Consider the following 26,260-nt stretch of genomic DNA (forward strand, 5'->3'; position numbering starts at 1 on the left):
ACCGCGCCGATCGACTGCGACGTCAGCCGCGGAGCACGCCGAGGAAGTCCAGGGTGACCTCGTCGGGGTAGTTCCCCGTGGCGTGCATCTCGAGCAGTTCCGCACCGGTGAAGCCCAGGGACAGCAACCGCAGCGACCGCAGTGCTGACGCGGTGGGCCCGGCCGTGTCGTCGCGGAGGACGCGCTCGACCTCGCGGGCGGCGTCGCGGACGGCGAGGACGTCGAAACCCTGCAGGGCGAGGAACCAGCCGGCCGCGACGGCGGCCTCGCGCAGGCTCCCCCCGTCACGCCGGCTGGTGAGGGCGTCGCGGAAGGCGTCGGCCCGGTGCTGCGCCTCGTGGGCGAGGTGCGGGTCTTCCACGAGGTCGCGGTGGCGTCGTTGCGCGGGGGCGAGGTGGCGGCGGCCGTGGTCGCGAGAGGTGCGCCAGGCGCCCGGGTGCACGAGGAGGGTCAGCGCCTCCGCGGTGAGGACGTCGAACGGGAGGGCGGCGACCTCCGCGCTGACGGTGTGGGCCGGGCGGGTGCGCTCGAGGTGGGCCCGCAGGTGGTGGTCGTGACGTTGCTCGGGGACTCTGGGGCTGAGGAAGCGCGGCAACGGCCACTCGCCCGGGAGCAGGTCGTGCGGCGGTTCGACGTCGAGGGCGGGCCGGCACGCCGCGCACCCCTGCGGCGGGGTGGTCGGCAGTCCGAGCGCCTGCGGGCCGGGGTCGGGCAGGTCGCCGAGGGAGTTCACCCGGAGCAGGACGACCTCCAGCCCGGCGTCCTGGCAGGCGTGGACGTTCGCGCGCTGGGCCGTGCTGAGGCTCGTGGTGGGGGTGAGGACGCGGAGGAGGTGGGGACGGTCCGCGAAGCGGCCGCGGGTGTCCCCGCCCGGCCAGGTGAGGTGGGTGGGCCAGCCGGTGCGGCGGGCCGGCCAGTCCTCGCGCGCCCAGTGCAGCAGGTGCGCCAGCACGGGCAGGGGGACGACGTCGAGGACGGTGTGCACGGCACGCCGGTCGCACTCGTCGTCCGGGACGGGTCTCGGGCCCAGGGAGGCCCGGTGCTCCGCGGTGGCCTCCCAGCGGTCCTCGACGTGGCGGTGCAGGTCGGGGTGGTCCTCGAGGTCGGCGGGCAGGTCAGTGGGCAGGTCAGTGGGCAGGACGCCGAGGAGGTCGGCGACGACGGTGGGACCGAAGGCCATGACGTGACGGCCCCGGGCCAGGAGGTGGTGGAGGGCGTAGCGCTCGGGGGAGACGGCGGTGCGGGGGTCGTCGTCGGGGTGGGTGAGGAGTGCGTCCCGCCCGCTCAGCGTCCAGGCGAAGAGGTCGTCGGTGGGGACGACGAGGCGGGGTGGCACGCGCGGCACGGTAGTCGCTGGGTCACGCCCAGCCGGGGAGGAGCGCGGCGAGGAGCTCGACCTTCTCGAGGGTCAGGGTCCCGTCGCGGTGGGCCGCGACGATCTCGGCGGCGCTGAGGCCGGCGTGGGCGGCGGCGAGGACGAGGGTGAGGTCCATCCCCGGCAGGTGGGGAGCGAGGTCGGCGTGCAGGCGGGCGTAGGCGAGGACGTGGGCGGGGTCCAGGGTGCGGCGGTGGCCGGCGAGGACGTGGTGGGCGCGCAGGACGCTGGTGGGTTCGCCGCGCTGGAGGGGCCGACCGTCGAGGTGGGTGGCGACGACGCGGGTGCCGAGGGCGGTGACCTCGACGTGGTGGCCGGTGTCGCGGGCGAGGTCGGGCAGCAGGAGGTGGCGGTGCAGGTCGGCGAGCGCCGCGGGCCAGTCGAAGGGGGGTTGGTCCTTGCCGTTCCACAGGACGCGGGGCAGGCCCCAGTCGGGGTCGGGGCGGCCGGGGGGTGGGGCGAGGAGGTCGGTGGCGTCGAGGACGAACCGTGGTGGGGGTGGCCCGGGTCGGGGGCGGCGGTGACGCCTGCGGGCGGGCACGTCCCGAGGGTATGTCGGGGCTGTGTCGGGGGTGGCTGTCAGGGTGCTGGGCGTGGAGTCGTTGCCTGGGGGTCGTGCGGAGGCGTTGCCTGCGCACTGGGACGAGCTGGCGTGGCCGCGGCCGACGCCGGCGGCGTTGTTGACGGTGCTGGTGTGGGCGGTGCGCCCGCCGGTGCGTCCTACCGCGGGGGTGGTGGGTGCCCCGCGTCGTCAGGTGGGGCGTCGTGTCCCCTCGCGGCGGGTGGCGCCGGAGGTGGACGTGTCGTTGTTGCCGGACTACGGGCGGTTGCGGTCGTTGTCGGGGGTGGCGGCGATGTCGGCGGAGGAGTTCGGGGACAACGACGCGTTCGTGACGGAGATGTGGTTGCGGTCGTGGGTGCGTCGCCACCGCTCGGTGGCGGTGCGGGCGTGGTTGCGGGCGCAGCACCCGGGGGTGTCGCCGGAGGTGGTGACGGGGACGGTGCGGGAGATGAGCGTGGAGCTGGCGTTGGCCGTGGGCGACGTCGGGGTGCTGGTGGTGGGTCTGCGGGAGGGGTGGAGCGAGGAGTGGATGGTCGCGGTGCAGGAGGCGGGGTTCGGGGCGGAGGAGGCGCTGGCGCTGGCGGGGCGAGAGGACGGGTGGGAGGTCGTGCGGACGATGGTGGCGTTCTCGGGGTCGGCCTCGCGGTGAGGTGACCGGAGGGTGGGCAGCTTCAGGGCGGGGACGAGGCGTCCGCCGGGCCGACCTCCCCGCGCTGGACCTCGAGCAGGGAGCCGATCCGAAGACCTCACCGGGATCGCGGCGGCTCTCCTCCGCTCGGGGCGAGGGCGGCGAAGGCGCCGTCGGTCAGCGCGTCCAGCGGCTGCGTCACGCCGCCCTCGATCCACGCGTCGAAGGCCACCATGAGGTACCCCAGGGCGGCCATGACCCGTGAGAGCGAGATCGACCTCGAGGCCCTCATCAGCCAGCTCTGAGCTACGACCGGTTGCTCCCGCAGGCGACCTCCGCTCGATCAGTCGTCCCCGACGACGATCTTGTGCATCCACGGCGGGACGGTCGTGCGGTCCCCGTCGAGCAGCAGGGCGACGTAGCGCGCGTCGGGGTTCTCGGCCGGTGGAGCTTCCGGCCAGGGGGTGTCGCCGTCGGTCATCGTGATGACGAGGTCGAAGCGGGGACGGACCTGCGCGGCGACCTGCAGACCGACGCGCATGTCGGTGCCCCCGCCGCCGAGCATGGTGACGTCGCTCATCGTCCGGACGGTGCGGGGGCGGGAGGCGGCTGCGTCGCAGGCGATGACGGTGACCCCCTCGCCGCGGGAGCGTTTGACGATGGCTTCGGTCTCGGCGTGGACGCGGGAGAGCATCTCGTCGCTGATGGAGCCGGAGGTGTCGACGACCTCGGCGACGCGCGGGGGGCGGGGTTGGCGCATCGAGGGCAGCACGACGTGGGGTACCGAGGCGGCGCGGCGGGAGGGTCGGGCGTAGGTGTAGTCCCGCATCCCGGCGACGTTGGCGCTGACCCGGCGGGTGATGCTGTTCATCTCCTTGCGCCAGTCGACCCGGGGTTCGAGGACGAGGGTGGCCCAGCGTTCCCACCCGGCGGGGACGGAACCCCGGCTGCGGGCGTGCTCGAGGACGTTGCGGGCGGTCTGCTGGCGGATGAGTTCGCCCCGTCCGGCGTCGACGCTGCCGTCGTCGCGACCGTCCTCGTCGGTGCCGGTCTCGTCCTGTTCCCAGGGTCGCCGGGTCCCACCGGCCCCCGATCCGCAGTCGTCGGTCGTCTCCTCCCGGCCGGTCCCCTCACCGGGACCGGCCTGGGGACCGTCCTCGGAGGGCTGCTCCTGCTCGGGTTCGTCCTCGGGGTCCGAGGAACCCTCGCCGTCCGGGGAACTCTCCCCAACCACCGTCAACGGCGCCGACGCCCGGGCGTCGCCGGTGGTGAGGACCACGACGTAGGTCCCGTCCTCCAGCGGGCGTTCGACCGAGACGTCCACGAGGGAACCGCCCCGCAACCTCGGGGGACCCGCGGCGCCGTCGACCTCGGTCCCCAGGTCGTCCACGACCGCGAGCGCCGTGGTGTCGTCGAGGGTGAGGTCGTCGACCTGTCCGGAGAGTTCGACGGGGACCACGAAACCGCTCGGGAGGTTCGACGGTTGCAGGTCGAGGTGGGGCAGGCCGATAGGGAGGACGGCCTGGACGACCTCGTCGCCGCTGCGCACCCGGATCCGGTAGGCGCCGTCGGGGAGCGGCCCCAGCTCGAAGGTCAGACGGGTCGCGCTGATGGGGGTGAGAGCCGAGACGACGTCCAGGGCGCGGCCGTCGGGGCGCAGGACGTGGACGCGCGAGGAGGGACCGAAGTGGGTGTCCTCCCCCACGACCACGATCTTCTCCGCGGGTTCCCGGGCGCGGGTGAGGTGGTCGGGGCGGAAGGTGAGGCTGGGTGCGGTGACCGTCAGGTGGGCCGAGCTCCGTTCCGTCCCGTGGGTGAGCACGACCTCGTAGCGGCCCGCCGGCAGCGGCGGGTTCAGGAGGAGGGTCCCGCCCCGGGGGTCGCGCACCTCGAAGCGTCCGGCCGCGCCGGCGACGGGTTCACCGTCGGCGCCCAGCACCTCGACCGTGCTGGACCCCGCCAGCACCGGGTCGCGGGTCAGGCACAGGAGTGTCGCGGGGATCTCGTTCTCCCGCAGCGTGTCCGGCAGCAGGACGAGGGCCGGGTCACGCTGGGCGAGGCGGCGGCCGAGCGGTCCGGCCAGCAGCAGCCGGTACACCTCCTCCGCGGTCATGCCCTCCCGCGCTCCGGGGACGCGCTCGGGGTACCAGGCCTTCACGGCGGGCAGGCGGACCCCGGCGAGGCGCAGGTCGGCGTTGATGGCGCTGTCGGCGGCCCGGTTCCACAGCGGTACCCGCTCGGGGGGTTCGCGCAGGGCGGCGAAGCGTTCGCCGTGCTCGCGCAGGGGGTGGCCGATCTCGTGCAGCCACGCGCCGGCGACCTCCTCGACGGTGGTGGTGAGGACGAACTCGGGGTTGTAGTACATGCGCCAGCGACCGTCGATGGCCAGCGTCGGGAGGTCCCCGTTGGGGATCGCCTTCACCGCGTAGAGGGCGTCGGCCAGGTAGGGCATGAGGTCGGTGGCCTTGGCGCGGCCGGCGGCCAGGCGCAGGTTCGCCTGGTGCAGCAGGGTCTCCTCCACGGCTCAGCCTTTCGTGGTGAGCAGGTTCAGCTCGGTCAGGATGGGCGCCAGGCCCTTGATGATGCGCTCGTTCGGCAGCGCACCGGTGGGGCGGGCCGCGGCCCAGGCCCGGCCGTAGGAGAAGGCGATGTCGGCGCTGCCGCTCTCGGCGATCACCGCGAGGACGACCCCGCAGTTGACCCAGCGTTGCGCGGTGTTGCGCGCGGCGGTCGCCGACCACACCGACGCCGCGACCGCGTAGGTCTGGTCGGTGCGGCGGCGGTCCACGACGTAGACGTCGGGGTCGGCGAGCAGGGTCTCGGGGTCGGGCAGGTCGAGTTCACGCAGGTAGTTCAGGAACATCCCGCCGGCGGTGATGCCCACGGTCCCGGCCATCAGCATCGTGACCACGGTGCTGTTCATCCCCGCCGCGGTGGCGTAGGCGTGCAGTCGGGCCGCCATCTCCCACGACCGCGGTGTCGGGAAGGCGCGGCCGGCCTCCTCGGAGGTGCGGGGCATCTGGGTGACCAGCTCGGGTTTCGACCCCAGGAACACCCCGACGACGGCGAGGGTCTGCACGAGCAGGGCCTCCACCGCGTTCTCCTCGAGCGCCGGCACGGCGACGCGCGGCCAGCCCGTGGTGAACCCCTCGCGGACGGTGTCGGCGTCGAGTTCCCACGTGAGGTGCACGAACCGGTTCGCGACGGGCGGGGCGAGGTCCCAGCCGTCGGCGGCGACGTCCGGTGGGTTCGCCGCGGCGATCGTGCGGACCCCGTCGGGCAGGCGCAGGTCCCCCACGACGCCCTCGAGGATCGGGCGCAGGAGCGCCGCCTGGGTGGCGGGCGGGGCGGTGGAGACCTCGTCGTAGAACTGGATCCCGGTGCGGCCCTCCTCGAGCACGGCGTCGCGCAGGCGCACCGCCCACGACGGCGCGGCGAGCGAGGCCGTGCGGGTGGCGGGGTCGACGACGGGCAGACCCGCGAAGTCGCTGGGCTCGCGGATGGAGGCGATGACGGTCTCCAGGTGGGCGCCCATCCCGCTCGCCAGCTCCTGGATCACCGAGGACTTCCCCTGACCGGGTGGGCCCCAGAGGATGACGGGCACGTCGGCGAGCAGGGCAACACCGAGGGCGTTGCAGGTGTCGGTGTGGCGCTGGCTCATGCCGCCATTGTCGTGGGAGCTCCCCGGGCCTCCTCCCGGCGGGTGAGACTGGCCGGGTGTGGCGAAGCGCAGGGGTCCGCGTCCGCTCGACGGTGGCGGCGACGGCGCTGCTCGCGGTCCTCGTGCTCGCCGGGGCCGTCACGGGTCTGGTGCTGCTGCGCTCGACGCTGTACTCCGGCGAGCAGGAGACCGGGTCCGTCCAGGCGCGGCTGGTGCGGCTCTCGGTCACGGCAGCCGCGCTGAGCGGATCGGACGCCGCCGCCCGACAGGCCCTGGACACCGCCGTCGGCGCGCAGGCCGACCGCGGGTCGCACATCCAGGTCCTCGACGCCGACGGCGACGTCGTGGCCCGCAGCGCCCGTCTCGCGGGTCTGCCCGCGCTGACGGCGTTGCGCCCGGCCTCAGCACGCCTCGAGTACGAGGTCGTACGCCTCCCCGCCCTGGGCGAGGACCACCGCTGGGTCGTGACCGTGCTCGGCGCGGACGTGGAGGACCGCGACTTCCACGTCATCGTCGCCGAGTCGACCGCCGACGCCGACCGGGTGCTGCGGTGGGCGGGGGTCCTGCTGGGTGTCGGGTCCCCGCTGCTGCTGGCCGCGATCGGCGTCGCGACCTGGACCTTCGTGGGCCGTTCGCTGCGTCCGGTGGAGGCGATCCGGGCGAGGGTCGAGGGCATCAGCGCCCGGGGCCTGGACGGGCGGGTCCCGGTCCCCGCGGGCGAGGACGAGGTGAGCCGGCTCGCGGTGACGATGAACGAGATGCTGGCCCGGCTGGAGGCGGCCCAGGCCGGCCAGCGGCGCTTCGTCGCCGACGCCAGCCACGAACTGCGCAGCCCCGTCGCCACCCTGCGCGCCGCCGCGGAGGTGTGGGCGGGGTCCGGGGGCAGCCTGGCGGAGTTCACGACCCTGGTGGCCTCGGAGAGCGGACGGCTGGAGACGCTGGTCGCCGACCTCCTCGCCCTGGCCCGCGCCGACGAGGGCCGCCTCCTGCTCGTCCCGCAGGAGGTCGACCTCGACGAGGTGGTCGAGGTCGAGACGACCCGCCTGCGCAGCGTCAGCGGCCGCACGGTTCAGGCCACCATCGTGCCCGTGCGGGTCCTCGGCGATCCGCTCGCCCTGGCCCGCACCCTGCGCAACCTCACCGACAACGCCGTGCGCCACGCCACCTCCCGCGTGGAGCTGGAGGTGGCGCAGGAGGGCGACGTCGCCGTCCTGCGGGTGGGCGACGACGGGCCCGGCATCCCCGCGGGGGACCGGGCCCGCGTCTTCGAACGGTTCGTGCGCCTCGACGGGAGCCGCGGACGAGGTTCGGGCGGAACGGGTCTGGGCCTGGCGATCGTCGCGGAGACCGCCGCCGCCCACGGCGGTTCCGTGAGCGTCCGCGAGCGCCGGGGTGGGGGGTGCGTGGTGGAGGTGCGCCTGCCCGCGGGTGGTCCTCAGCCGCCGTCGGCGGCGAGGCGGTAGCCGGCGCCGCGGACGGTCTGCAGGGCGTGGCGCTGGAAGGGGAGGTCGATCTTGAGGCGGAGGTAGCGGACGTAGACCTCGACGACGTTGGGGTCGGTGGTGACGTCGGGGTCCCAGACGGCGCGGAGGATGTCGGGTTTGGCGACGACCTGGTCGCGGTGGCGGAGCAGGAACTCCAGGAGGGCGAACTCGCGGGGGGTGAGGGTGAGGGGGGTCGTGCCGCGGACGACGCGGCGGGTGGCGGGGTCGAGGGAGAGGTCGCCGGCGGTGAGGACGGCGGGGCGTTCGGGGGCGCCGCGGCGGTGCAGGGCGCGCAGGTGGGCGAGCAGGACGGGGAAGGAGAAGGGTTTGGTGAGGTAGTCGTCGGCGCCGAGGTCGAAGGCGTCGACCTGGTCGTACTCGCCGTCCTTGGCGGTGAGGATCAGGACGGGGGTCCAGACGCCGGCGGTGCGCAGGTCGCGGCAGATCTCGTAGCCGTTGCGGCCGGGGAGCATGAGGTCGAGGACGAGGACGTCGTAGCCGGCGGTGGCGGCGCGGTGGTAGCCGCTGGTGCCGTCGTGGGCGACGTCGACGGTGATGCCCTCGGCGCTGAGGCCGCGGCGGACGGTGTCGGCGAGGAGGGTCTCGTCCTCGACCAGGAGCACCCGCACGTCTGCAGGGTAGCCGCGGTGAGCCTCGACGTTCGGGCTCACGACGTTCAGGACTGACGACGCGGCGGACTCACCCGGCCGTGGGCTTCGTCCACATCACCTGCCAGCCGTGGCCGTCGAGGTCGAAGAAGCTGCGGGTGAGCATGAAGCCGAAGTCCTCGAGCCCGTCGGCCTCGACGCCGCCGGCGGCGAGGGCGGCGTCGGCGACGGTGTCGACGTCCTCGCGGGTGGCGACGGTGAAGCAGTACAGCGCCAGGGCGTGGGTGGTGGGGTCACCCGCGGGGAGCGTGGAGAGCTCCGCGAACCGGGCGTGGTCGGCGAGCATGACGCGGGCGTGGTCGCCGACGAGCAGGCAGGCGCCGTGTCCGTCGGCGAAGTCGGGGTCGAACGTGAAGCCCAGTCGGGAGAAGAAGTCCTGGCTGCGGGCCACGTCGGCGACGGGCAGGGTGACGAAGAAGGTGCGGCCGGGGTGCGCGGGGGTGGTCATGGCGGGTCTCCAGTCGCGGGTGCGGGTGGTGTCGTGGTGACCGGGTGGGGCGGGGCGACTCATCGGCGACTCATCGGCGACTCATCGGCGACTCATCGGCGGGGTCGACCGCGAGGCGGCCCGGGCCCGGCAGAACCCCCGTGTGTCAGGATGCTGACATGGATGAGGGTGACGTCGGCATCGACCTGGACACGTCCCTGGGCTACCTGCTGAAGGAGGCCGCCAGCGCCCTGCGCACGGCCCTGGAGGCGGTGCTGCGACCGCTCGGCATGACGGTGACGCACTACTCCTGCCTGGAGCTGCTGGCCCAGCGTCCGGACCTGTCCAACTCCGATCTCGCCCGCGGCACGTTCGTGACCCGGCAGTCGATGAACGTCCTGCTCCACGCGCTGGAACGCGACGGCTCGGTGAGCCGGGCGACGCAGGCCCCGGTCGGCAAGGCCCTCCCCACGCGGCTCACCCCCCTGGGACGGCAGCGGTTGGCGACGGCGAGCGCCGCCGTGCGCGCGGTGGAGGTCAGGATGCTGGGTGGGATGACCGGGGCGGAACAGGCGGCGGCGTCGCGCGCCCTGCGGAGCATGGTCCGGTCCCTGACGGAACCCGGACAGAACTCCTGAAGGCCGCGGCGAGGCGCTGCACGTCCTCGTCGGGCATCCCCGCGAGCGATCGGCGACGCAGGTGTCCGCCCTGGGGCAGGCGGATCGAGGGTTCCTCGTCCCACCGCCCGGCGGGGCGGACGTCGGCGACCTGCGACCACGGGACGAGCGGGCCGAAGCGCCACCCGGTGCGCAGGCGGACACCTTCCGCCGCGACGAGGACCGCGGCGGGGAAGCGCCTGCGCAGCACCAGCACGGCCGCCACCACGGCGAGGAGGGCGATCGCGACCCCCTGGACCCCGGGGTCGCGGGGGTCGTCGAGCAGGCGGAACACGGTGGACCCGGTGAGGGCGCCCAGCACCCCGGCCAGGACCCGCCAGGCCAGGAGCGGCGGGCGCAGCAGGTAGAGCGGCTGGAGGCCGGTGGTGTCCAGCTCCCGACCTGTCCCGCCCGCCGCGTTCACTCCCGGACCGGGGCGGCCTTGCGCTGGTGGCGCACCCCGACGGCGACGACCCCCGCGGTCAGCACCAGCGAGAGGCCGAGCTGCACCCGCTGCCCGGGGAGCACGACCATGAGGATCAGGACGACGGCGATGAAGGCGATGGTGGCGTAGGTCAGCCAGGGGAAGAGCCACATCCGCACCACGGGGCGCTCCCCCGCGGCGTCGAGGCGACGGCGCACGACGACCTGGCTCAGCGCGATGAAGGCGTAGATGACCAGGGCGAGGGCACCGCTGGTGGCGAGGAGGTAGTTGAAGATCTTGTCCGGCAGGACGTAGTTGCCGATGACGGCGACGAAACCCACGACGGTGGAGATGAGGATCGCCGGGTAGGGCACGCCGCGGCGGGAGACGTGCGACAACCACCCGGGTGCGTCCCCACGCCGGGAGAGGGAGAAGACCATCCGGGAGGCGGTGTAGAGGGCGGAGTTGAGGCAGCTGGCGACGGCGGTGAGGATGACGACGTCCATGATGGCGCCGGCGCCGGGGATGCCGATGGTCTCCAGGGTGGTCTGGAAGGAGCCGCCCTCCTCGAGCTGGCTGGAGTTCCACGGGACCAGGGCGACGACGATGAAGATGGAGCCCAGGTAGAACAACCCGATCCGCCCGATCACGGAGTTCACCGCGCGCCGGACCCCCTTCTGCGGGTCGGGGGATTCCGCGGCGGCGATGGTGACGATCTCGGTGCCCATGAAGCTGAACATCGTCAAGAGCATCCCGGCGAGGACGGCGGAGAAGCCCTTGGGCAGGAAACCGCCCGCGTCCCCGGTGAGGGAGAACCCGGGTGTCCCGCTGACGTCGGTGCCGGGCAGCACCCCGAAGATGGCCAGCAGGCCGACGACGATGAACCCGACGATCGCGACGACCTTCACCCCGGCGAACCAGAACTCGAACTCGCCGTAGTTGCCGACGCTGGCCAGGTTGGAGGCGGTGAGGGCGAGCGTCACCAGCAACGCCCAGACCCATTGCGGGGCACCGATCCAGTCGCTGAGGATGTTCGCGGCCGCGGTCGCCTCGACGGGGATGACGAGCACCCAGAACCACCAGTACAGCCAGCCGACGCTGAACCCGGCCCAGCGTCCCATCGCCCGGTCGGCGTAGGTGGAGAAGGACCCGGTGTCGGGGTTGGCGGTGGCCATCTCCCCGAGCATGCGCATCACCAGCACGACGAGCGTCCCGGCGAGGGCGTAGGAGAGGAGCACCCCCGGGCCCGCTTCGGCGATGGCCGACTTGGACCCGACGAAGAGGCCCGCCCCGATGACTCCGGCGATGGAGATCATCGTGATGTGACGGGGTTTGAGCCCGGTACCCAGACCGGGTTGTTCCTGCGTGGTTGTCACGGTGTCGACCTCTCGAGTGCGGAGCTGCTCCTCGGCTGTGCGAAACGGCGGCTCACGGTAGCGTCCCGACCCATGAGTCCGCGAACCATCGCCACGTCCCGTCGTGTCGAACTGCCCGAACTGCTGGACTTCGTCCGCACCCGCCACCACGTGGTCCTCACCACCACCCGATCCGACGGTTCACCGCAGATGTCGCCGGTGACCGCGGGGATCGACGAGCAGGGACGCCTGGTCGTCTCCACCTACCCCGACCGCGCGAAGGCCGGCAACGCCCGCCGCGACCCGCGGGGTTCGGCGCTGGTCCTCTCCGACGACTTCGGCGACGCCTGGGTCCAGCTGGACGGCGAGTTCGAGGTCCTCGACGGTGAGGACGCGATCGAGCCGCTGGTGGACTACTTCCGCTGCATCTCCGGCGAGCACCCCGACTGGGAGGAGTACCGCCAGGCCATGCGCGATCAGGGGAAGTCGCTGCTGCGGATGACGATCCGGCGGTGGGGCCCGATCGCGACGGGTGGTTTCCCGGCGCGCCTGGCGGAGTGAGCGGCGCGGCTGAGCGGCTGAGTCGCGGGGGCCGGGGCTCAGCCCTCGTCGCGCAGGTTCGCCTCGACGGCGCGCACCAGGACGTCGTCCACGTCGACGTGGTGGTCCTCACGGGCGTGCGCGGCGACCTGGGCCAGGATGTCGGCGCGGTCGACCCCGAGGAACTCGCGGTTGCACCCCGGAACGACGTCACCGCAGCGGAAGGCCTTCACGCGCCCATCCTCCACGGCTGGCGCCGGTAGCCGGCCGCCGGGTCGGCGGCGAGGTCGAGGACCACGTCCTCGACGCCGACGACCCCGACGTAGCGGCCGGTGGAGTCCGTGCAGACCAGTGGGTCGAAGCGGACCCCGGCGCCCCGGGCCAGGGCCCGTCCCGCGGCCTCGGACACCGGCGTCTCCGGCGCGAGGCGGATGTCCACGGGTTCGACGCGGGGCCGCTCCCCCGGGCGGTGACCGGGCAGGACGATGACCCGGGGCACGTCCTCGACGTCGACGACGACGACGGGGGCGCAGTCCTCGACGGCGACCCGCACCGCGGCGGAGACGCTGCGGGAGGTCTTGGTGCGCCGGGCGAGGTCACCGCTGCGGCGGACGGGGTCGAGAGCGGGGCGTTCGGGGCGGTGCAGCATCCGCATCGCCTCCGTCCCCAGACCGGCGAAGTCGTCGCCCGGGCGGGCCAGCAGGAACCCCTGGACCAGGGGGACGCCCATCCCCCGCAGCACGTCGAGCTCGGCGACGGTCTCCACGCCCTCGGCGATGATCCAGGCGTCGAGGCGGCCGGCGCACTCGCCGAGGAACTGCACCAGCGACCGCTTCACGAGGTCTCCCTCGAGGCCCCGGACCAGTTGCAGGTCGATCTTGAGGATCTCCGGGCGCACCACGGCCATCCGCAGCAGCCCCGAGTGCCCGGTCCCGACGTCGTCCAGGGCGACGATGGCCCCCCGGGCCCGCAGCACCGCGAGCGGCTCGACGAGGTCGCGGGGGTCGCAGGCCGCGTGCTCGGTGAGTTCCAGCACGACGCCGGTGAGGTCCTGCGCGCGCAGGATCGACATCACCTCGGGGTCGGAGAGGGAGGTCGGGCTGGCGTTGACGGTGAGGAAGGCCCCGTGCGGGAGGCGGTCCAGCAGGCGCAGCGCGCCGCGCAGGACGACCTTGTCGAGGTCGGCGTCGCGACCGAGGGTGCGCGCCGCGACGAACCAGTCCTCGGTGGGGATGGTGGAGGGGAACCGGCTGAGCACCTCGTAGCCGGCGATGCGGCCCGCGGCGACGTCGACGACGGGGTGCAGGACCAGCCGGAACAGGCTCGGGTCCCCGCACACGGCGTCGAGTCTCCGGTTCCACCGCGCGCGGTGCGTCACGCCACCCATTGCGCCGCCTCCCTGGACCATCACTCTCGGTGGCAGATACCCCATCGCGCTGTGAACGAATCCTCTCCGTGAGGGAATGGTGCAGATCCGTCGCAGCGTCGAGGGAGCATATAGCGGTGACCGCTCGACTACACGTTGCTCATGAAGTCCGTGTCTCAAGAACCACCCGGGGGCCGTCGATCACCTCCGGGTGAACCGTCGATCGCTCCCCGCGCTGGTGCTGGTCCTCGGCCTCGGCGCCGGTGGACTCGCCGGCGCCGCCCCCGCCCTGGCCGACCCCGGCACGGCGGCGCAGGCGCGTCAGGAGGCCGCTGCGGCCGCCCAGGCCGTCCAGCGGGCCGGCGAGCGGGTCACCGCGGCCCAGGAGGCCCTCGTCCGGCAGCGGAGCGACGTCGCGAGCGCGGTGAGCTCGAGCATCGGGGCTCAGGTGCAGGCCGACCACGAGGAGCGCGCCGCCGCCTCGGCCCGCACTCGCACCGCCCAGCGGGTGCGCTCCATCTACATCGACGGCGGGGTCGTGGGCGGGGCCGGTCGCGGGCTCGCGCTGTTGACGTCGCTCACCCACGGGGCGGACCCGACGGTGGCGCTGGCCGGCCTGAGCGCGGCCCGCCGCGTCGACGACGCGGTCGACGCGGCGGCGCGGACACGGGCCGCCTCCGCCCGCGAGGACGCCCAGCAGGCCGACGGGGGTGCCGTCGCAGCGGTCGCCGGTCTGCGCGACGTCGCCGCGCAGGTGAGCGCGATGACCGACGCCCTCACCGGCGCGCAGCAGCGGCTGGAGGCCCTGACCGCGGAGGCCGCCTCCCTGCAGGCCGCCGAGGACGCGGCCGCCGCACTGGCCGCCGCCCAGGCCCGCGCGGCGGCGCTGAACGCCGCCGCCACCAGCTCGGCCGAGGGGGTGCACGCGCGCACCGTCCCGGCCGACTACGACGACCTCTACCGCCACGCGGCGGCGACCTGCGCGGGGATGCGCCCGGAACTGCTGGCGGCGGTGGGTCAGGTGGAGAGCGGTCACGGGGTGAACGTCGGCCCGAGTTCCGCCGGTGCGCAGGGCCCCATGCAGTTCATGCCCGCCACCTTCGCCAGCTACGGCGTGGACGGTGACGACGACGGGAGCATCGACGTCCAGGACCCCGCCGACGCGGTGTTCAGCGCCGCGAAGTACCTGTGCGCCAACGGCGGTGGGCAGGGACGCGACGGTGAGGCCGGCGCGTTGTTTCGCTACAACCACGCCGACTGGTACGTCGCCATGGTCCAGCGGATCGCCGACGAGCTCACCGGGAGCGCCTCCCTCACGTCTCCGTGAGCCGCAGCACGGCCGTCCCGCTGAGCGTCTGCACCTCGACCCGGGCGATCTGGGCCCGCGTCCACGACGTCGCGCCGCTCAGCCTGGCGTCGCGGCCCGGGACGGCGGTCCAGGTCCCGACCTGCTGGGTGGTGCCCGCGGCGTCGGCGATGACCAGCGCGTAGGGGAAGGGGTCCTCGGCCGCGGCCTGGGCGTAGGCGCACACCAGGTCGACCCGGGTGCCCCAGCCGACCTCGGTGAGCTGGACGGTGGCGGTGATCGGCACGGGCAGCAACGGGTCCATCTGCTGCACGTCGCCACGGGTGGCGCTGGGGGCAGCCCCCGCGACGGGGGTGGACGGGCCGGCCTCGTCGCCGTCGCGCCAGACGAGCGCGGAGACGAGGGCCGCGGCCGCGGCGAGTCCGCCCGCGAGCGCCGCCCGGCGGGTGGTGCGGTGCCGGCGCACGGCGCGCAGCAGCGCGGGCAGGACGGTGTCGGGGACGGCTTCCTCGCCGTGGCCGCGCTCGCGCAGGGCGGCGACGGGGTCGTCCTCGCCGAGGGCGTCGACGACCTCGCGGGGGGTGCGGGAGAGCAGTCCGGGGAGTCCGGCGAGTTCCTCGACGGCGCGCCGGCAGTCGGGGCAGGTGCGCAGGTGGGCCTCGAACCCGGCGCGCTCGCCCGGGGAGAGGGCGCCGATGACGTAGGGACCCGCGGTGGTGGTGAAGTCGTCGTCGTCGTAGGCGGGGTGGCCGGTCATCAGCGGCTCACCCCCATCTCCTGCAGGGCCAGTCTGAGGTTCATCAGGGCGTAGTGGGTGCGTGACTTCACGGTTCCCTCGGGGATGCCGAGGGCGCGGGAGGCCTCGGCGACGGAGCGGCCCTGGAAGTAGCACTCGCGCAGGACGGCGCGGTGCTCGGCGGAGAGGCGGGTGAGGGCCTGGGCGACGACCCACTGCTGGAGGACCTGTTCGGACTCGTCGACGACGACGCGGTCGGGGACCTCGGCGTGGACGCTCTCGCGGCGGTTGCGGGCCGAGCGCCAGTCGTCGATGACGAGACGGCGGGCGACGGTGAAGAGCCAGGCGCGGGTGGAGCCGCGTTCGGGGTCGAGGGACTCGGGGTGCCGCCAGGCGCGCAGGAGGGTCTCCTGGACGACGTCGTGGGCGCTGACGCGGTCGCCGGTGAGGGAGACGACGTAACCCCACAGGGCGCCGGCGTGCTCGTCGTGCAGGGCCCGCACGAGCTCCTCGTCGGCATCGGTCATCGCTGCTCTCCTCCTCGTGCTCTCCTTCCGTGCTCTCTCCGAGGACACCACGAGACAGCACCGGAAACGGTTCGACGGGGTTCCTAGGGTGGGCGTGTGGGTGAGCGGGAACCGTCTCGGGAGTCGTGCGAGGAATCGTCTCGGGAGTCGTGGCGCGGGGTCCAGGTGCCGGTCGGGCCGGTTCCGGTGCCGGAGCCGTTGCGGGAGGTGGTGGGCCGCTGGGGGGCGCCGGCGGGGGCGCGGGAACTGCCGGCGGTGTGGGTGAACGCGGCGGGCGGCATCACCTTCCCGCTGCAGGGGTCGGCGGTGTTCTGCAAGTGGGCACCCGCGCAGATGGGCGGGCACCTGGCGGCGGAGGCGCAGCGGGCGCGGTGGGCGATCCGGTGGCTGGCGGTGCCGGAGGTGCTGGAGCACGGTTCGTGCGCGGACGGGGAGTGGCTGGTGACGCGGGGGCTGCCGGGGCGCACGGCGGTCGACCCGGACTGGCGGGCGCGCCCGGAGGTGGCGGTGGTCTCGCTGGGGCGGGGTCTGCGTCGACTCCACGAGGCCCTGCCGGTGGCGCAGTGCCCCTTCGACTGGGGTGTCCCCCACCGGCTGGCGCGCGCGGTGGGAGACGTCAGCGGGTTGCAGCATCCGCCGCCGGTGGACCGCCTCGTGGTCTGCCACGGCGACGCGTGCGCGCCGAACACGTTGCTGGCCGAGGACTCCGGGGAGGCGGTGGCGCACGTGGACCTGGGTGGACTGGGGGTGGCGGACCGGTGGGCGGACCTGGCGGTGGCGACGATGAGCCTGGGCTGGAACTACGGGCCGGGGTGGGACGCGACGTTCCTGGCGGCCTACGGGGTGGACCCGGACCCGGTGCGCAGCGACTACTACCAGGCGTTGTGGGACGTGGGTCCGTGAAGGGCCCCGGGGTGCGGGTACCGTCGCGGGGTGAGCTCGGGTGGCGCGGACCTTCGACACTTCCTGGCCGGGTTGGCCTGGCCGGAACCGCAGGGACCGGTCTTCGACCCGGACACCGCTCCGGCGGATCCCGTCGAGCTGTTCGTGCGGTGGCTGCGCGAGGCGGTGGACTCCGGTGCGCCCGCGCCGCACGTGATGACGCTGGCGACGGTCGACGCGGCGGGCCGCCCCGACGCGCGGGTCACCGTCCTGGAGGACGTCGACGACGCGGCGTTCTGGGTCGCGGCGAGCGAGTCGAGTCCCAAGGGCAAGCAGCTGGGCCGGGTCCCGGTGGCGGCGCTGGTCTTCCACTGGCCGCTGCAGGGTCGTCAGGTGCGGGTGCGCGGCACGGTCCGCCCCGCCGGGGAGGCGCGCACGGCGGCGGCGTTCGAACGGCTCAGCGCCCACGAACGCGCCGAGCTGCTGGTGGACCGTCAGAGCGGACCGCTGCACGACGAGGAGTGGCTCTCCAACGCCCTGGGTGACCCGACGGAGCTGCTGGAGCTCGAGGGCGCCGGTCCGGTCGCGGCCCCGACGTGGCGGTTGTGGGGGGTCGACGCGGGTCGGATGGAGTTCTTCCAGGCCGCCCGCGACGGTCACCACGTCCGTCTGCGCTACTCCCGCGACGAGTCCGGCTACGCCACGGAACTCCTGCGCCCCTGAGCGGGCGGTCTCACAGCGCCCGGGCGGAGAACCTGCCGTCGCGGTGCTCGACGTCGAGGGCGAGCCCGAAGGTCTGCGACAGCGTCGCGGAGGTGAGGACGTCCTCGACGGGACCGCCCGCGACCCGGGCCCCCTCGCGCAGCAGCAGCGCGTGGGTGGTCCCGACGGGGATCTCCTCGACGTGGTGGGTGACCAGCACCGTCGTGGGGGCCGCGGGGTCACCGGCGAGGGCGGTGAGGCGGCGCAGCAGGTCCTCCCGGCCGCCGAGGTCGAGCCCGCCGGCCGGTTCGTCGAGCAGCAGCAGCTCGGGGTCGGTCATGAGGGCGCGGGCGATCTGGGTGCGCTTGCGTTCACCGTCGCTGAGGGTGGCGAAGGCGCGGTCGGCGAGGTGGGCGACGCCGAGCAGGGCGAGGAGTTCCTGCGCGCGGGCCTCGTCGTCGGGGTCGTACTCCTCGCGCCAGCGGCCGGTGACGCCGTAGGCGGCGGTGACGACGACGTCGCGGACGCGTTCCTGTCCGGGGACGGAGTTGCCGAGCGCCGTGCTGGCCAGGCCGATGCGCGGGCGCAGCTCGAAGACGTCGACGCGGCCGAGGGTCTCACCGAGGATGCCGACGGTCCCCGAGGTGGGGAACAACCGACCGGCGGCGATGGAGAGCAGGGTCGACTTCCCCGCACCGTTGGGGCCCAGGACGACCCAGCGCTCACCCTCCTCCACGGCGAGGTCGACGGCGTCCAGCAGGACGCTGGTCCCGCGCCGGACGGTCACCGCGGACAGGTCCAGCACCGACGCTGGGACTCGGCTGGTGTCGCTGGTCATGCGGGCGACCCTAACGACCCAGGTGGGAGCGGGCCCGCGCGGGTCGTAGGCTTCCGGCGTGCTGGACCTGCCCCGCTCCGCGCGGTTGGCCGCCTGGGGAACGGGTGTGCTGAGCGCGAACGCCTCGCTGGAGTCCGCGGTCGCCGCGGTCGTGCGCGACGACGAACCCCACACGGTCTCCTTCGCGGAGTCCGCGCCCACCCTGCCCGGTCTGCCCGGCGCGGGCGGGACCCCCGACGACATGACGACCCTGCTGGCGGCGCTGGCCGAGTGCGCCCACGCCGCACCGGGCGGGGGCCGGTTGCTGCTGGCGCTGCCCGTGCCCGGGGACCCCCGCGGTCTGCCCGGGCCGGCCGCCGTGAACGTCACCGCCCTCGAGGTCGGTGAGTGCGTCGTCGCCGAGCTCGGCGGGCACGACACGCGCTGGGCCCTGGTCCCGGAGGTCACCGAGTTCGGGTCGGTCTGGGAGCCGGGGGCCCTGGTCACCTGGACCGTGCTCGGTGCCGCCCCGCGCCGGGCCCCGGAGAGTTCCAGCGTCGCGGAGTCCGAACGCGAGCTGCGGGTCGCGTTGGCCACCGCGACCCAGGCGCTGGCGACCCTGGACGTGGCGCGCTGGCGCGAGGACGCCGCGGACCGGATCGCCGCGGTGCGCGACGGGGGCCTGGCCCGCGACGCCGTCCCCGCCGACACCTCCCCGCGGGCGATGCGGGTCCTGCAGACCGCCGCGCGGGTCCTCGCGATCGTCGACCTGGCCACCGAGGACGACGGGGCCGCCATCACCAGCCTGGAGGCGACGTCACGGGCGCAGGCGCTGCGCGAGGTCGCCGGGGTCGCCCGCCGCGCCCTGGTCGCGGCCGTGAACGCCCACACGGAGCCCGCGCGTCCCTGACCCGCCCTCGACCCGGGCTGGCCGGATCTCGACGGGAGGTGTCCCTCGGAGCGCTCCCGGCGGGTCGCGGGGTGCGCCACGATGGCGCCGTGAGCACCCGCACCACCTCCTCCGCGTCCTCCCCCGGGAAGTCGTCGCGACGCCGCGTCCACCCGGCGTGGACCGTCGCCGCCGTCACCTTCGCGACGCTGCTGGCCGCCGGTGCCTTCCGCTCCGTCCCGGCGACCCTCATCGACCCGATCTCCGCGGAGTTCGGCTGGTCGACGGCGTCGATCTCGGCCGCGGTCAGCGTGAACCTCGTCCTCTACGGCCTCATCGCCCCGTTCGCGGCGGCGCTGATGCAGCGCTTCGGGGTGCAGCGCGTCGTCGCGGTCGCGTTGCTGCTGGTCGCGGCCGGATCGGCGGGGTCGGCCTTCGTCGAGGCCCGCTGGCAGCTGGTGGCGACGTGGGGTGTCCTCGTCGGCGTCGGCACGGGGGCGATGGCCATGTCGTTGGCGGCGACGGTCGTGGGGCGCTGGTTCGTGCTGCGCCGGGGTCTGGTGACGGGGTTGCTCGCCGCGGCGGCCTCGGCGGGTCAGCTGGTGTTCCTGCCGCTGGTGGCGCGCCTGGCGCAGGCCCACGGCTGGCGCACCCCGTGCCTGGTCATCGCGGCGGTGGCGCTGGTCGTGGTCCCGCTGGTGGTGCTGCGCCTGCACGAGTTCCCCGCTGACCGGGGCGGCCTGCCCTACGGCGGGACGAGCGCGGTCGACGTCCCGGTACGGCCGCTGGGGGCGCTGGGTGCGCTGCGGGTCGCGGTGCGTTCCCGGGCGTTCTGGTTCCTCGCGCTGGGTTTCGCGATCTGCGGGGCGTCGACGAACGGCCTCATCGGGACGCACTTCGTCTCCGCCGCCCACGACCACGGGATGCCGGCGACGACGGCCGCGTCGCTGCTGGCCCTCGTCGGGCTCTTCGACGTGGCGGGGACGATCGCGTCGGGGTGGCTGACCGACCGGGTCGACCCCCGGTTCCTGCTGCTGGCCTACTACGCGCTGCGCGGGGTGTCGCTGCTGCTGCTGCCGAGCGTGCTCTCGCCGGGGGTGCAGCCGGCGACGTGGGTGTTCGTGGTGTTCTACGGACTCGACTGGATCGCCACCGTACCGCCGACGATCGCGTTGGCGCGCAAGCACTTCGGTGACGCGGGTCCGGTCGTCTTCGGCTGGGTCTTCGCCTCCCACCAGCTCGGCGCGGCGGTCATGGCCTTCGTCGCGGGTGTGGTGCGTGACGAGACCGGCGACTACCGCGGCGCGTTCCTGGTCAGCGGGGCGCTGTGCCTGATCGCTGCGGTGGCGTCGACGGCCGTGACAGGGCCGCGAGCGCGCGGTTCTCGGCCGGCAGCCGGAACCCCAGCAGCAGCACCGCGTTGAGGACGGTGAAGGCGAGCGCCGTGACCCACGCCGTGTGCACCAGCGGCAGCGCGAACCCCTCGAGCACGACGACGACGTAGTTGGGGTGGCGCAGCCACCGGTAGGGACCCCGGGCGACCAGGGTGAGACCGGGGACGACGATGACCCGGGTGTTCCACTGCGGCCCCAGCGCCGTGATGCACCACCAGCGCAGGCCCTGCGCGGCCAGGACGAGGACCAGCATCGGCCAGCCGAGGGCGGGGACGAAGGGCCGGTCGGCGGCGAGGACCTCGACCAGGCAGGCCAGCAGCAGCCCGGTGTGCAGGACCACCATGGGCGGGAAGTGGCCGCGGCCGGACTCGACGCCGCCCCGTGCGAAGGACCACCGGGCGTGGCGGGTGGACACGACGAGTTCCGCGATGCGCTCGAACCCCGTCGCCAGGACGAGGGCGGCGAAGAGCCAGGTGCTCACCGGGCCTCCAGCAGCAGGGTCTCGGTGCTGACGCCGGGTCCGACGCCCAGGACGAGGGCCCGTCGCCCGGGGACACGCTCGGTGCCGGCGAGGACGTGCAGCACCGCGGAGCTGGAGAGGTTCCCGCTGGCGCGCAACGCCGCCCGGCTCGCGTCGAGGGCGTCGACGGGCAGGTCCAGGGCCGCCACGACGGCGTCGAGGACCTTCGGGCCACCGGGGTGCACCACCCACTCGTCGACGTCGGCGACCCCGCCGTGGGGGTGCAGGAAGGCGCGGACGTCGTCGCCGACGTGGGCGCGCAGGACCTGCGGGAGCCCGGCGGAGAGGACGATCCGGAACCCCTTCGAGCCGATCTGCCAGCCGAGGGCGTCGGCGCTGCCCGGCAGCAGCCGCGAGGTGTGCTCCAGCACGTCCCAGCCGGGGCGCCCCGCCGCGCGCTCGGCGCCGGCGAGGACGACGGCGGTGGCTCCGTCGCCGAACAACCCGCTGGCGACGAGGTTCGCCGTGGAGGGGTCGTCCGGCTGCAGGGTGAGGGAGCACAGTTCGACGCTGACGAGCAGGCCGACGGCGTCGGGGTGGCCGGTCAGGTGGTCGTCGAGGCGGGCCAGCCCGGCCGCTCCCCCGGCGCAGCCGAGCCCGAACCCGGGCCAGCGCACGACGTCGGGGCGCAGGCCGACGCGCTCGACCAGCAGGGCGTCGACGGAGGGCGCGGCGACGCCGGTGACGGTGGTGAAGAGCAGGACGTCGACGTCCTCCGGCTGCAGACCCGCGGTGGCGAGGGCTCCCTTGACCGCGCGTTCGGCGAGGTCGAGGGCGATCTGGGCGAAGGCGGCGTTGGTGGCGTCGAAGGCGTCGGGCCGGGTGACCAGCTCGGGGTAGTCCGACAGCGGCAACGCCAGGTGCCGGAAGTCGACGCCCGCAGCGCCGTGCAGGCGCCGCATCAGTTCCCGGTGCCGGCCGGGGCGGGACAGCAGCGGGGCCAGGGTGTCGGTGATCTCGGCCTGGGTGTGGCGGTGGGCCGGCAGGACCGGCTCGGTGGCCAGCACGCGGGAGGGGTTCCGGGGGCGCGACGTCACGCGGCGATGCTCGCACCCGCACCGCCCGGTCGCAGGACCTGGGGTCCGGCGGTGGCCGGGACGTCGTCGTGGTGGTGGACGCCGGAGGGACCGCGCCCCGGGTCGGCTGCTACACCCTCGACGGAACGCTGCTGTCCTGCGCCACCGGCGCGGCGGGTGCGGCGCACCACGACGACGACGCGGCCCGGGGGCTCACCGCCGGGGTGGCCGGGATCGGTCGGCCCGGGTCCAACCAGGGGGTCGGTCGCGACGGGGCGTGGGCCGCGTCGTTCTACCCGCTGGACCTCCTGGACTGTCCCCGGACGTTCGTCAACGACGCCGTCGTGGCGCACCGCGGCGCGTTGCTCGGCCAGGCCGGGATCGTCGTGGTGGCCGGAACGGGATCGATGGTCCTGGCGATCGACAAGAACGGCGCCGAGGTCGAGAGCGGGCAGTTCCAGCACTACGCCGGCGCGGCCCGCCACGTCGCCTTCGACGTCGTGCACCAGGTCCTCGCCGGGAGGGCGGAACCGGCCGACGGAGAACTCGTCACGCGGATCCTGGGGCACTGGGGCGCCGCGGACGTCGACGCCCTGCGCCGCGCGCTCCGGCAACGGGAGGATGCCTCCCCCCACGACGTCAAACGCGCGTTCGGGAACGTCGCGCCCGTCGTCACGGAACTCGCCGACACCTCACCGCTGGCGGACCGCGCCCTGCGGAGGCTGGCCGAGATCACCGCCGACGGTGTGCTGCTGCTCGCCCCGCTCCTGCAGCGCACCCCCGTCCCGGTGAGTCTCGCCGGCTCCCTCGCCCTCGACCCGGCGTTCTCGACACGCCTCGCCGTCGCGCTCGACGTCCCCGGTGCCACCCCCGTGCGCGTGGTGCCACCCGCGCTGGGCCCCTTGGCCGGGGCCGGGTTCCTGGCCCTGCGCCGCCTCGGCGCCCCGCTCGGACCCGAGGTGGTGCGGCGGCTAGGTTCGTCGGGGTGAAGATCGTTCTCCCGGGCGGTACCGGTCAGGTCGGCGCGCTGCTGCGCCGGGCCTTCGTCTCCCGCGGCGCCGAGGTGGTGGTGCTCAGCCGACGCCCGGAGGTCCTGGAACCCGGGGTGCGGCACGTGCTCTGGGACGGGCGGACCCTCGGTCCCTGGACGCGTGAGTTCGAGGGGGCCGACGCCGTCGTGAACCTCGCGGGGCGCACCGTCAGCTGCCGCTACACCGACGCGAACCTGCGCGAGATGATGAACTCCCGGATCGACTCGACCCGGGTCGTCGGTGCGGCGATCGCGGAAACCCGAGAACCCCCGCGGGTCTGGTTGCAGATGAGCACGGCCACCATCTACGCCGACGCGCGGTCCCGGCCCGACGACCTCGCGCACGACGAGGCAAACGGGATCATCGGCGGTGAGGAACCCGACGTCCCGCTCTACTGGGAGTACAGCGTGCGCATCGCCCGCCGCTGGGAACAGGCCCAGGCCGACTCCCCCACCCCACGCACCCGCCAGGTCGCGTTGCGGGCCGCGATGGTCATGACCCCCGACCGCGGCGGGGTCTTCGACTACCTCTCGGGGATGGCCCGCCTCGGGGTGGGCGGGGCCGTCGCCGGTGGTCACCAGTACGTCTCCTGGATCCACGGCGACGACGTGGTGCGGGCCGTGGAGTTCCTGCTCGCGCGCGACGACCTCGACGGACCGGTGAACCTCTGCGCCCCGCACCCCGTGCCGCAGCGGGAGCTGATGCGGGACCTGCGCGCGGCGTGGGGTTCCCGCGTCGCGGTCCCGGCGACCGCGTCGATGGCCCGGCTCGGCGCGTTCGTGCTCGGCACCGACGCGGAACTGCTGCTGAAGAGCCGGCGGGTGGTCCCGGGCCGGTTGCTGGACGCGGGTTTCACCTTCGCGCACCCGCGGTGGCGACCCGCGGCGGCGGACCTCGCGTCCCGCGCCCGGGAACTCAGGACCCCGACACGTAGCGGTTGAGCACCACCCGCAGGACCCGTTCCAGCACAGCGCGTTCGATCCAGTCCGGAACGGGGACGTGAGGGACGGTGACCGCGTCGGCGAGGACCCCCGCCGCACGCTGCAGGACACCCTCGACGCTGTCGCCGAGCCCGGCCAGCTCCGGCCGGTGCTCGCGCAACCCGTCGCGGACGTCACGCAGGAACTCCTGGTCGTCCACGGCCAGCAGGTCCAGGAGTTCGCGCTCGAGCCCGGCGGTGAGGACCTCCGGCGCGGTTCCCGCGGCGCCCTCGCTGCGCAGCACCGCCCGCTGGGTCCCGGCCACCCAGCCGTCGTCCATCCCGAGGGCCCGCCCCAGGTGGGCGACCGCGTCCAGGCGACCCCACCGCCAGTCCCAGGTCCGCCACCCGGACGGGCCGAACGCACCGAAGTGGCCGGCGCGGGTCCCGAACAGCTTGCGCCGGCCCAGCACCTCGGGATCGACGCCGAGGTCGGGGAGCAGGGGGGTCGTGACGTCGGGACCCAGCCGGAGGAACTCGAAGGAGGCGCCCCGGGCGAACGGGGTGCGGGCCGTCAGCGCCCGGGAGGTCACCTCGACGGCGAAGGCGGCCCGCAGGACGTCCGCGGCCCCCGCCCCGTCCCGGGTCCCGGCGTGGACCGTCGCGATCCGCTGCAGCAGGTCCCCGAGGACGTCGGGGATCCGCAGCCGGGTGAACGCCTCGTTGACGTGGCCGACCACGACGGCGTCGGACGCGGCGGCGACCTCGGCCGGCAGGTCCGCGAGGTGGCGTTCCAGGGCGTCGTTGACCGCCTCGACGTCCCCGAGCAACGCCGACACCGCAACGGCCGCGGCCTCGACCGGCTCGCCGCGTTCGAGGCGGTGCCGCAGGTCGCGGGCCAGCAGCCGGGCACACCGTTCCGCGGTCGCCGGCCCCCAGCCCCACGGGACGGCGACGAGGTCGGCCGGTCCCGCCCCGACCGTCCACGCCGGGGCGGGGCCTTCCGCCGGCCCGGTGGAGGGGGCCGGGCCGTTCAGCCGGTGTGGACGGGTGCGTTCCCCCGCGGCCGCCAGCGACCTGGCCTCGTCGATCCCCCCGAGGCGTCGACCGTCGCGGTAGAGGGGCAGCAGGCTCTCCGCGGCGGCGACGATCTGCGCCGCACCCGGTCCGTCCTGCCGCCCGGGGTCCAGCACGGCCTCGAGGAGGGCCTGCACCTGCGCCCCCGCGTCCGCGACGTCGACGAGCGCCTGCAGGTCCTCGACGTCGGAGCGGAGGTCGGCCTCCCGGGGCAACCCGAGCGCGGCCGCGACGACGTGGACCCAGTCCGGGTCCTGCTCGGGTGGCGGCTCGCTGACGGGTCGACCGGCGGAGGGGACGACGTAGACCAGCAACCGGCGCAGGCTCGCGTCGGGCGGGGTGCGGGTGATGCTGTCCAGCACGGGGCCGAACGGGGCGTTGTCGAGGACACCTCCGTCCATCAGCAGCGCGGCACCGCCCCCCGTCGCCGGTCGGATCCGCACCGGCGGGGCGGTCATCGCGCCGACCTCCGCGACGGGGACGAACGCGGCCGGGAACGAGGCCGACGCCCGGACGGCGCGGGTGAGTTCCACCGGGTGGTCGTCGAACTCGTCCAGCACCGCCCGCCGGAACCCCTCCCCGGGGTCGTAGACGACGTGGTCGGGGTCGTGCCGGAACCGGTAGAGCCTGCGGTGGTCGGGGACGGCGAACTCCTGACCGAAACCGTCGGCGTAGGAGCCGGCCGCGGGTCCGAGCGCGGTCCCGGTGGTGAACAGCGTCACCGCGCGCCGCAGCGCGGAGCCCTCTGGTCGGGGTGCGCGGCGATCCCCCGGGCTCGCACCGTCACGCTGGGCCGCGAGGTCGCGCAGGGTGCGTCCGATCATCTGCTCGAAGTAGTCGCCGCTGAACAGCGACCGCCAGGTCTCGGGGTGCTGCGCTCGCAGCAGCGTCGCGGTGTCGAGGGCGGCGCCGTGTTCCCAGAGGTGGCGCAGGTAGGGGTGCTCACGGTCGGGGTCGGCCCAGTCGGTCGCCCCGTCGCTCGCGATCGCCCGGGCCAGGAACGCCGCGTTCAACCCCCCGGCGCTGGAACCGGCGAGGACGTCGACCACGACGCGCGCACCCTGCAGGGCCTCCCGCCAGCGCCGCCAGACCTCGCGGTCGTGGTCGGGCACGTCCTGCGCCGAGCAGTCCGGGTCACCAGCGCGGCGCAGGAGGTCGAGTTCGTGGGTCACCCCGCCCATCCAGACGGCGAGGCTGACCCCGCCGTTCATCACCAGCGCGATGCGCAACTCCCGACCCGTCGTGGTCACCGTCGGATCCTGGCACCGCCCGCAGGGGCTGACAACGCACTACGGTGC

General features: G+C 74.6%; 28 protein-coding genes. 11 read left to right on the top strand and 17 right to left on the bottom strand.

The window, feature by feature from the left end:
* Nucleotides 1-22 precede the first annotated feature (22 nt).
* Nucleotides 23-1,336, bottom strand: a complete 1,314-nt coding sequence (locus SJY07_RS01275) for a hypothetical protein (RefSeq protein ID WP_380156469.1) — start codon at nucleotides 1,334-1,336, stop codon at nucleotides 23-25.
* A 22-nt stretch (nucleotides 1,337-1,358) separates the two neighbouring features.
* Nucleotides 1,359-1,916: a hypothetical protein gene (locus tag SJY07_RS01280; protein ID WP_380156471.1), complete on the bottom strand. Its 558-nt coding sequence runs from the start codon at nucleotides 1,914-1,916 to the stop codon at nucleotides 1,359-1,361.
* A 52-nt stretch (nucleotides 1,917-1,968) separates the two neighbouring features.
* Here SJY07_RS01280 and SJY07_RS01285 point away from each other — a divergent pair, with 52 nt between their 5' ends.
* Nucleotides 1,969-2,586 (top strand): hypothetical protein, encoded by a 618-nt coding sequence (locus SJY07_RS01285; RefSeq protein ID WP_380156472.1) that lies wholly within the window; start codon nucleotides 1,969-1,971, stop codon nucleotides 2,584-2,586.
* 97 nt (nucleotides 2,587-2,683) lie between these two features.
* On the opposite strand, the gene SJY07_RS01290 is transcribed toward SJY07_RS01285, so the two are convergent.
* Genes SJY07_RS01290 through SJY07_RS01300 form a run of 3 tightly spaced genes read right to left on the bottom strand, consistent with a single transcriptional unit; the run spans nucleotide 2,684 to nucleotide 6,226 of the window.
* The gene (locus SJY07_RS01290; protein ID WP_380156474.1) at nucleotides 2,684-2,857 is read right to left on the bottom strand and encodes a hypothetical protein; all 174 of its coding nucleotides are present in this window, start codon (nucleotides 2,855-2,857) and stop codon (nucleotides 2,684-2,686) included.
* A 51-nt stretch (nucleotides 2,858-2,908) separates the two neighbouring features.
* A complete protein-coding gene (locus tag SJY07_RS01295; protein ID WP_380156476.1) occupies nucleotides 2,909-5,086 on the bottom strand; it encodes a VWA-like domain-containing protein in 2,178 nt (725 codons plus the stop codon).
* A 3-nt stretch (nucleotides 5,087-5,089) separates the two neighbouring features.
* Entirely contained in the window at nucleotides 5,090-6,226 is a 1,137-nt protein-coding gene (locus SJY07_RS01300; RefSeq protein ID WP_380156478.1) for an ATP-binding protein, read from the bottom strand.
* A 56-nt stretch (nucleotides 6,227-6,282) separates the two neighbouring features.
* Between SJY07_RS01300 and SJY07_RS01305 the strand changes: the two genes are divergently transcribed.
* Nucleotides 6,283-7,689, top strand: a complete 1,407-nt coding sequence (locus tag SJY07_RS01305; protein WP_380156480.1) for a sensor histidine kinase — start codon at nucleotides 6,283-6,285, stop codon at nucleotides 7,687-7,689.
* Here SJY07_RS01305 and SJY07_RS01310 read toward each other — a convergent pair.
* Entirely contained in the window at nucleotides 7,662-8,339 is a 678-nt protein-coding gene (locus tag SJY07_RS01310) for a response regulator transcription factor (protein ID WP_328296041.1), read from the bottom strand. The two genes, SJY07_RS01305 and SJY07_RS01310, sit on opposite strands and share 28 nt — an antisense overlap.
* 70 nt (nucleotides 8,340-8,409) lie before the next feature.
* Nucleotides 8,410-8,826 (bottom strand): VOC family protein, encoded by a 417-nt coding sequence (locus SJY07_RS01315; protein WP_380162086.1) that lies wholly within the window; start codon nucleotides 8,824-8,826, stop codon nucleotides 8,410-8,412.
* Between the two features lie 158 nt (nucleotides 8,827-8,984).
* On the opposite strand from SJY07_RS01315, the gene SJY07_RS01320 reads away from it, so the two are divergent.
* Nucleotides 8,985-9,443, top strand: a complete 459-nt coding sequence (locus SJY07_RS01320) for a MarR family winged helix-turn-helix transcriptional regulator (RefSeq protein WP_380156483.1) — start codon at nucleotides 8,985-8,987, stop codon at nucleotides 9,441-9,443.
* Here the strand turns inward: SJY07_RS01320 and SJY07_RS01325 are convergent.
* Both SJY07_RS01325 and SJY07_RS01330 read right to left on the bottom strand, forming a co-directional pair.
* Nucleotides 9,343-9,885 (bottom strand): hypothetical protein, encoded by a 543-nt coding sequence (locus SJY07_RS01325; protein ID WP_380156485.1) that lies wholly within the window; start codon nucleotides 9,883-9,885, stop codon nucleotides 9,343-9,345. The two genes, SJY07_RS01320 and SJY07_RS01325, sit on opposite strands and share 101 nt — an antisense overlap.
* Entirely contained in the window at nucleotides 9,882-11,201 is a 1,320-nt protein-coding gene (locus SJY07_RS01330) for an amino acid permease (protein ID WP_380162088.1), read from the bottom strand. The genes SJY07_RS01325 and SJY07_RS01330 overlap by 4 nt, the downstream gene beginning before the upstream one ends.
* A gap of 132 nt (nucleotides 11,202-11,333) precedes the next feature.
* On the opposite strand from SJY07_RS01330, the gene SJY07_RS01335 reads away from it, so the two are divergent.
* Nucleotides 11,334-11,801, top strand: a complete 468-nt coding sequence (locus SJY07_RS01335; protein ID WP_328296036.1) for a PPOX class F420-dependent oxidoreductase — start codon at nucleotides 11,334-11,336, stop codon at nucleotides 11,799-11,801.
* Between the two features lie 38 nt (nucleotides 11,802-11,839).
* On the opposite strand, the gene SJY07_RS01340 is transcribed toward SJY07_RS01335, so the two are convergent.
* Entirely contained in the window at nucleotides 11,840-12,013 is a 174-nt protein-coding gene (locus tag SJY07_RS01340) for a DUF1059 domain-containing protein (protein ID WP_380156487.1), read from the bottom strand.
* A complete protein-coding gene (locus SJY07_RS01345) occupies nucleotides 12,010-13,119 on the bottom strand; it encodes an EAL domain-containing protein (protein WP_380156489.1) in 1,110 nt (369 codons plus the stop codon). The genes SJY07_RS01340 and SJY07_RS01345 overlap by 4 nt, the downstream gene beginning before the upstream one ends.
* A gap of 238 nt (nucleotides 13,120-13,357) precedes the next feature.
* Here SJY07_RS01345 and SJY07_RS01350 point away from each other — a divergent pair, with 238 nt between their 5' ends.
* Complete coding sequence (locus tag SJY07_RS01350; protein ID WP_380156490.1) at nucleotides 13,358-14,473, top strand: lytic murein transglycosylase; 1,116 nt, start codon at nucleotides 13,358-13,360, stop codon at nucleotides 14,471-14,473.
* On the opposite strand, the gene SJY07_RS01355 is transcribed toward SJY07_RS01350, so the two are convergent.
* Together SJY07_RS01355 and SJY07_RS01360 are read right to left on the bottom strand one after the other, a co-directional pair.
* Nucleotides 14,460-15,209, bottom strand: coding sequence for a zf-HC2 domain-containing protein (locus tag SJY07_RS01355; RefSeq protein WP_380156492.1), 750 nt, complete (start codon nucleotides 15,207-15,209; stop codon nucleotides 14,460-14,462). The two genes, SJY07_RS01350 and SJY07_RS01355, sit on opposite strands and share 14 nt — an antisense overlap.
* Nucleotides 15,209-15,715 (bottom strand): sigma-70 family RNA polymerase sigma factor, encoded by a 507-nt coding sequence (locus tag SJY07_RS01360; RefSeq protein ID WP_328296031.1) that lies wholly within the window; start codon nucleotides 15,713-15,715, stop codon nucleotides 15,209-15,211. Before SJY07_RS01360 ends, SJY07_RS01355 begins: the two co-directional genes overlap by 1 nt.
* A gap of 96 nt (nucleotides 15,716-15,811) precedes the next feature.
* Here SJY07_RS01360 and SJY07_RS01365 point away from each other — a divergent pair, with 96 nt between their 5' ends.
* Nucleotides 15,812-16,618, top strand: a complete 807-nt coding sequence (locus SJY07_RS01365; protein WP_380156494.1) for a phosphotransferase — start codon at nucleotides 15,812-15,814, stop codon at nucleotides 16,616-16,618.
* 30 nt (nucleotides 16,619-16,648) lie between these two features.
* Nucleotides 16,649-17,320 carry a pyridoxamine 5'-phosphate oxidase family protein gene (locus tag SJY07_RS01370; RefSeq protein ID WP_328296029.1) on the top strand — a complete coding sequence of 224 codons (672 nt, stop codon included), beginning with the start codon at nucleotides 16,649-16,651 and terminating at the stop codon, nucleotides 17,318-17,320.
* 10 nt (nucleotides 17,321-17,330) lie between these two features.
* Here SJY07_RS01370 and SJY07_RS01375 read toward each other — a convergent pair whose 3' ends face one another.
* Complete coding sequence (locus SJY07_RS01375; protein WP_380156496.1) at nucleotides 17,331-18,137, bottom strand: ABC transporter ATP-binding protein; 807 nt, start codon at nucleotides 18,135-18,137, stop codon at nucleotides 17,331-17,333.
* Between the two features lie 58 nt (nucleotides 18,138-18,195).
* Here SJY07_RS01375 and SJY07_RS01380 point away from each other — a divergent pair, with 58 nt between their 5' ends.
* Both SJY07_RS01380 and SJY07_RS01385 read left to right on the top strand, forming a co-directional pair.
* The gene (locus SJY07_RS01380; protein ID WP_380156499.1) at nucleotides 18,196-19,026 is read left to right on the top strand and encodes a hypothetical protein; all 831 of its coding nucleotides are present in this window, start codon (nucleotides 18,196-18,198) and stop codon (nucleotides 19,024-19,026) included.
* Between the two features lie 89 nt (nucleotides 19,027-19,115).
* On the top strand, nucleotides 19,116-20,429 hold the full coding sequence (locus tag SJY07_RS01385) for an MFS transporter (RefSeq protein ID WP_380156501.1): 1,314 nt from the start codon (nucleotides 19,116-19,118) through the stop codon (nucleotides 20,427-20,429).
* Here the strand turns inward: SJY07_RS01385 and SJY07_RS01390 are convergent.
* The gene (locus SJY07_RS01390) at nucleotides 20,320-20,880 is read right to left on the bottom strand and encodes an isoprenylcysteine carboxyl methyltransferase family protein (protein ID WP_380156503.1); all 561 of its coding nucleotides are present in this window, start codon (nucleotides 20,878-20,880) and stop codon (nucleotides 20,320-20,322) included. The two genes, SJY07_RS01385 and SJY07_RS01390, sit on opposite strands and share 110 nt — an antisense overlap.
* Complete coding sequence (locus SJY07_RS01395) at nucleotides 20,877-21,956, bottom strand: type III polyketide synthase (RefSeq protein ID WP_380156504.1); 1,080 nt, start codon at nucleotides 21,954-21,956, stop codon at nucleotides 20,877-20,879. Before SJY07_RS01395 ends, SJY07_RS01390 begins: the two co-directional genes overlap by 4 nt.
* Nucleotides 21,957-22,027: 71 nt before the next feature.
* On the opposite strand from SJY07_RS01395, the gene SJY07_RS01400 reads away from it, so the two are divergent.
* On the top strand, nucleotides 22,028-22,924 hold the full coding sequence (locus tag SJY07_RS01400) for a hypothetical protein (protein ID WP_380156506.1): 897 nt from the start codon (nucleotides 22,028-22,030) through the stop codon (nucleotides 22,922-22,924).
* Nucleotides 22,921-23,907, top strand: a complete 987-nt coding sequence (locus SJY07_RS01405; RefSeq protein WP_380156508.1) for an epimerase — start codon at nucleotides 22,921-22,923, stop codon at nucleotides 23,905-23,907. The genes SJY07_RS01400 and SJY07_RS01405 overlap by 4 nt, the downstream gene beginning before the upstream one ends.
* Here the strand turns inward: SJY07_RS01405 and SJY07_RS01410 are convergent.
* The gene (locus tag SJY07_RS01410; protein WP_380156510.1) at nucleotides 23,882-26,212 is read right to left on the bottom strand and encodes a DUF3376 domain-containing protein; all 2,331 of its coding nucleotides are present in this window, start codon (nucleotides 26,210-26,212) and stop codon (nucleotides 23,882-23,884) included. The genes SJY07_RS01405 and SJY07_RS01410 overlap by 26 nt on opposite strands.
* Nucleotides 26,213-26,260 lie beyond the last annotated feature (48 nt).

The organism is Kineococcus sp. R86509 (assembly GCF_042466365.1).
Lineage (GTDB): Bacteria > Actinomycetota > Actinomycetes > Actinomycetales > Kineococcaceae > Kineococcus.

Excerpts from the sequence above, each read along its gene's own strand:
- SJY07_RS01360 (WP_328296031.1), bottom strand. The coding sequence starts at position 15,715 with ATGACCGATGCCGACGAGGAGCTCGTGCGGGCCCTGCACGACGAGCAC.
- SJY07_RS01300 (WP_380156478.1), bottom strand. The coding sequence starts at position 6,226 with ATGAGCCAGCGCCACACCGACACCTGCAACGCCCTCGGTGTTGCCCTG.
- SJY07_RS01375 (WP_380156496.1), bottom strand. The coding sequence starts at position 18,137 with ATGACCAGCGACACCAGCCGAGTCCCAGCGTCGGTGCTGGACCTGTCC.
- SJY07_RS01330 (WP_380162088.1), bottom strand. The coding sequence starts at position 11,201 with ATGATCTCCATCGCCGGAGTCATCGGGGCGGGCCTCTTCGTCGGGTCC.
- SJY07_RS01355 (WP_380156492.1), bottom strand. The coding sequence starts at position 15,209 with ATGACCGGCCACCCCGCCTACGACGACGACGACTTCACCACCACCGCG.
- SJY07_RS01320 (WP_380156483.1), top strand. The coding sequence starts at position 8,985 with ATGGATGAGGGTGACGTCGGCATCGACCTGGACACGTCCCTGGGCTAC.
- SJY07_RS01315 (WP_380162086.1), bottom strand. The coding sequence starts at position 8,826 with ATGACCACCCCCGCGCACCCCGGCCGCACCTTCTTCGTCACCCTGCCC.
- SJY07_RS01335 (WP_328296036.1), top strand. The coding sequence starts at position 11,334 with ATGAGTCCGCGAACCATCGCCACGTCCCGTCGTGTCGAACTGCCCGAA.
- SJY07_RS01290 (WP_380156474.1), bottom strand. The coding sequence starts at position 2,857 with ATGAGGGCCTCGAGGTCGATCTCGCTCTCACGGGTCATGGCCGCCCTG.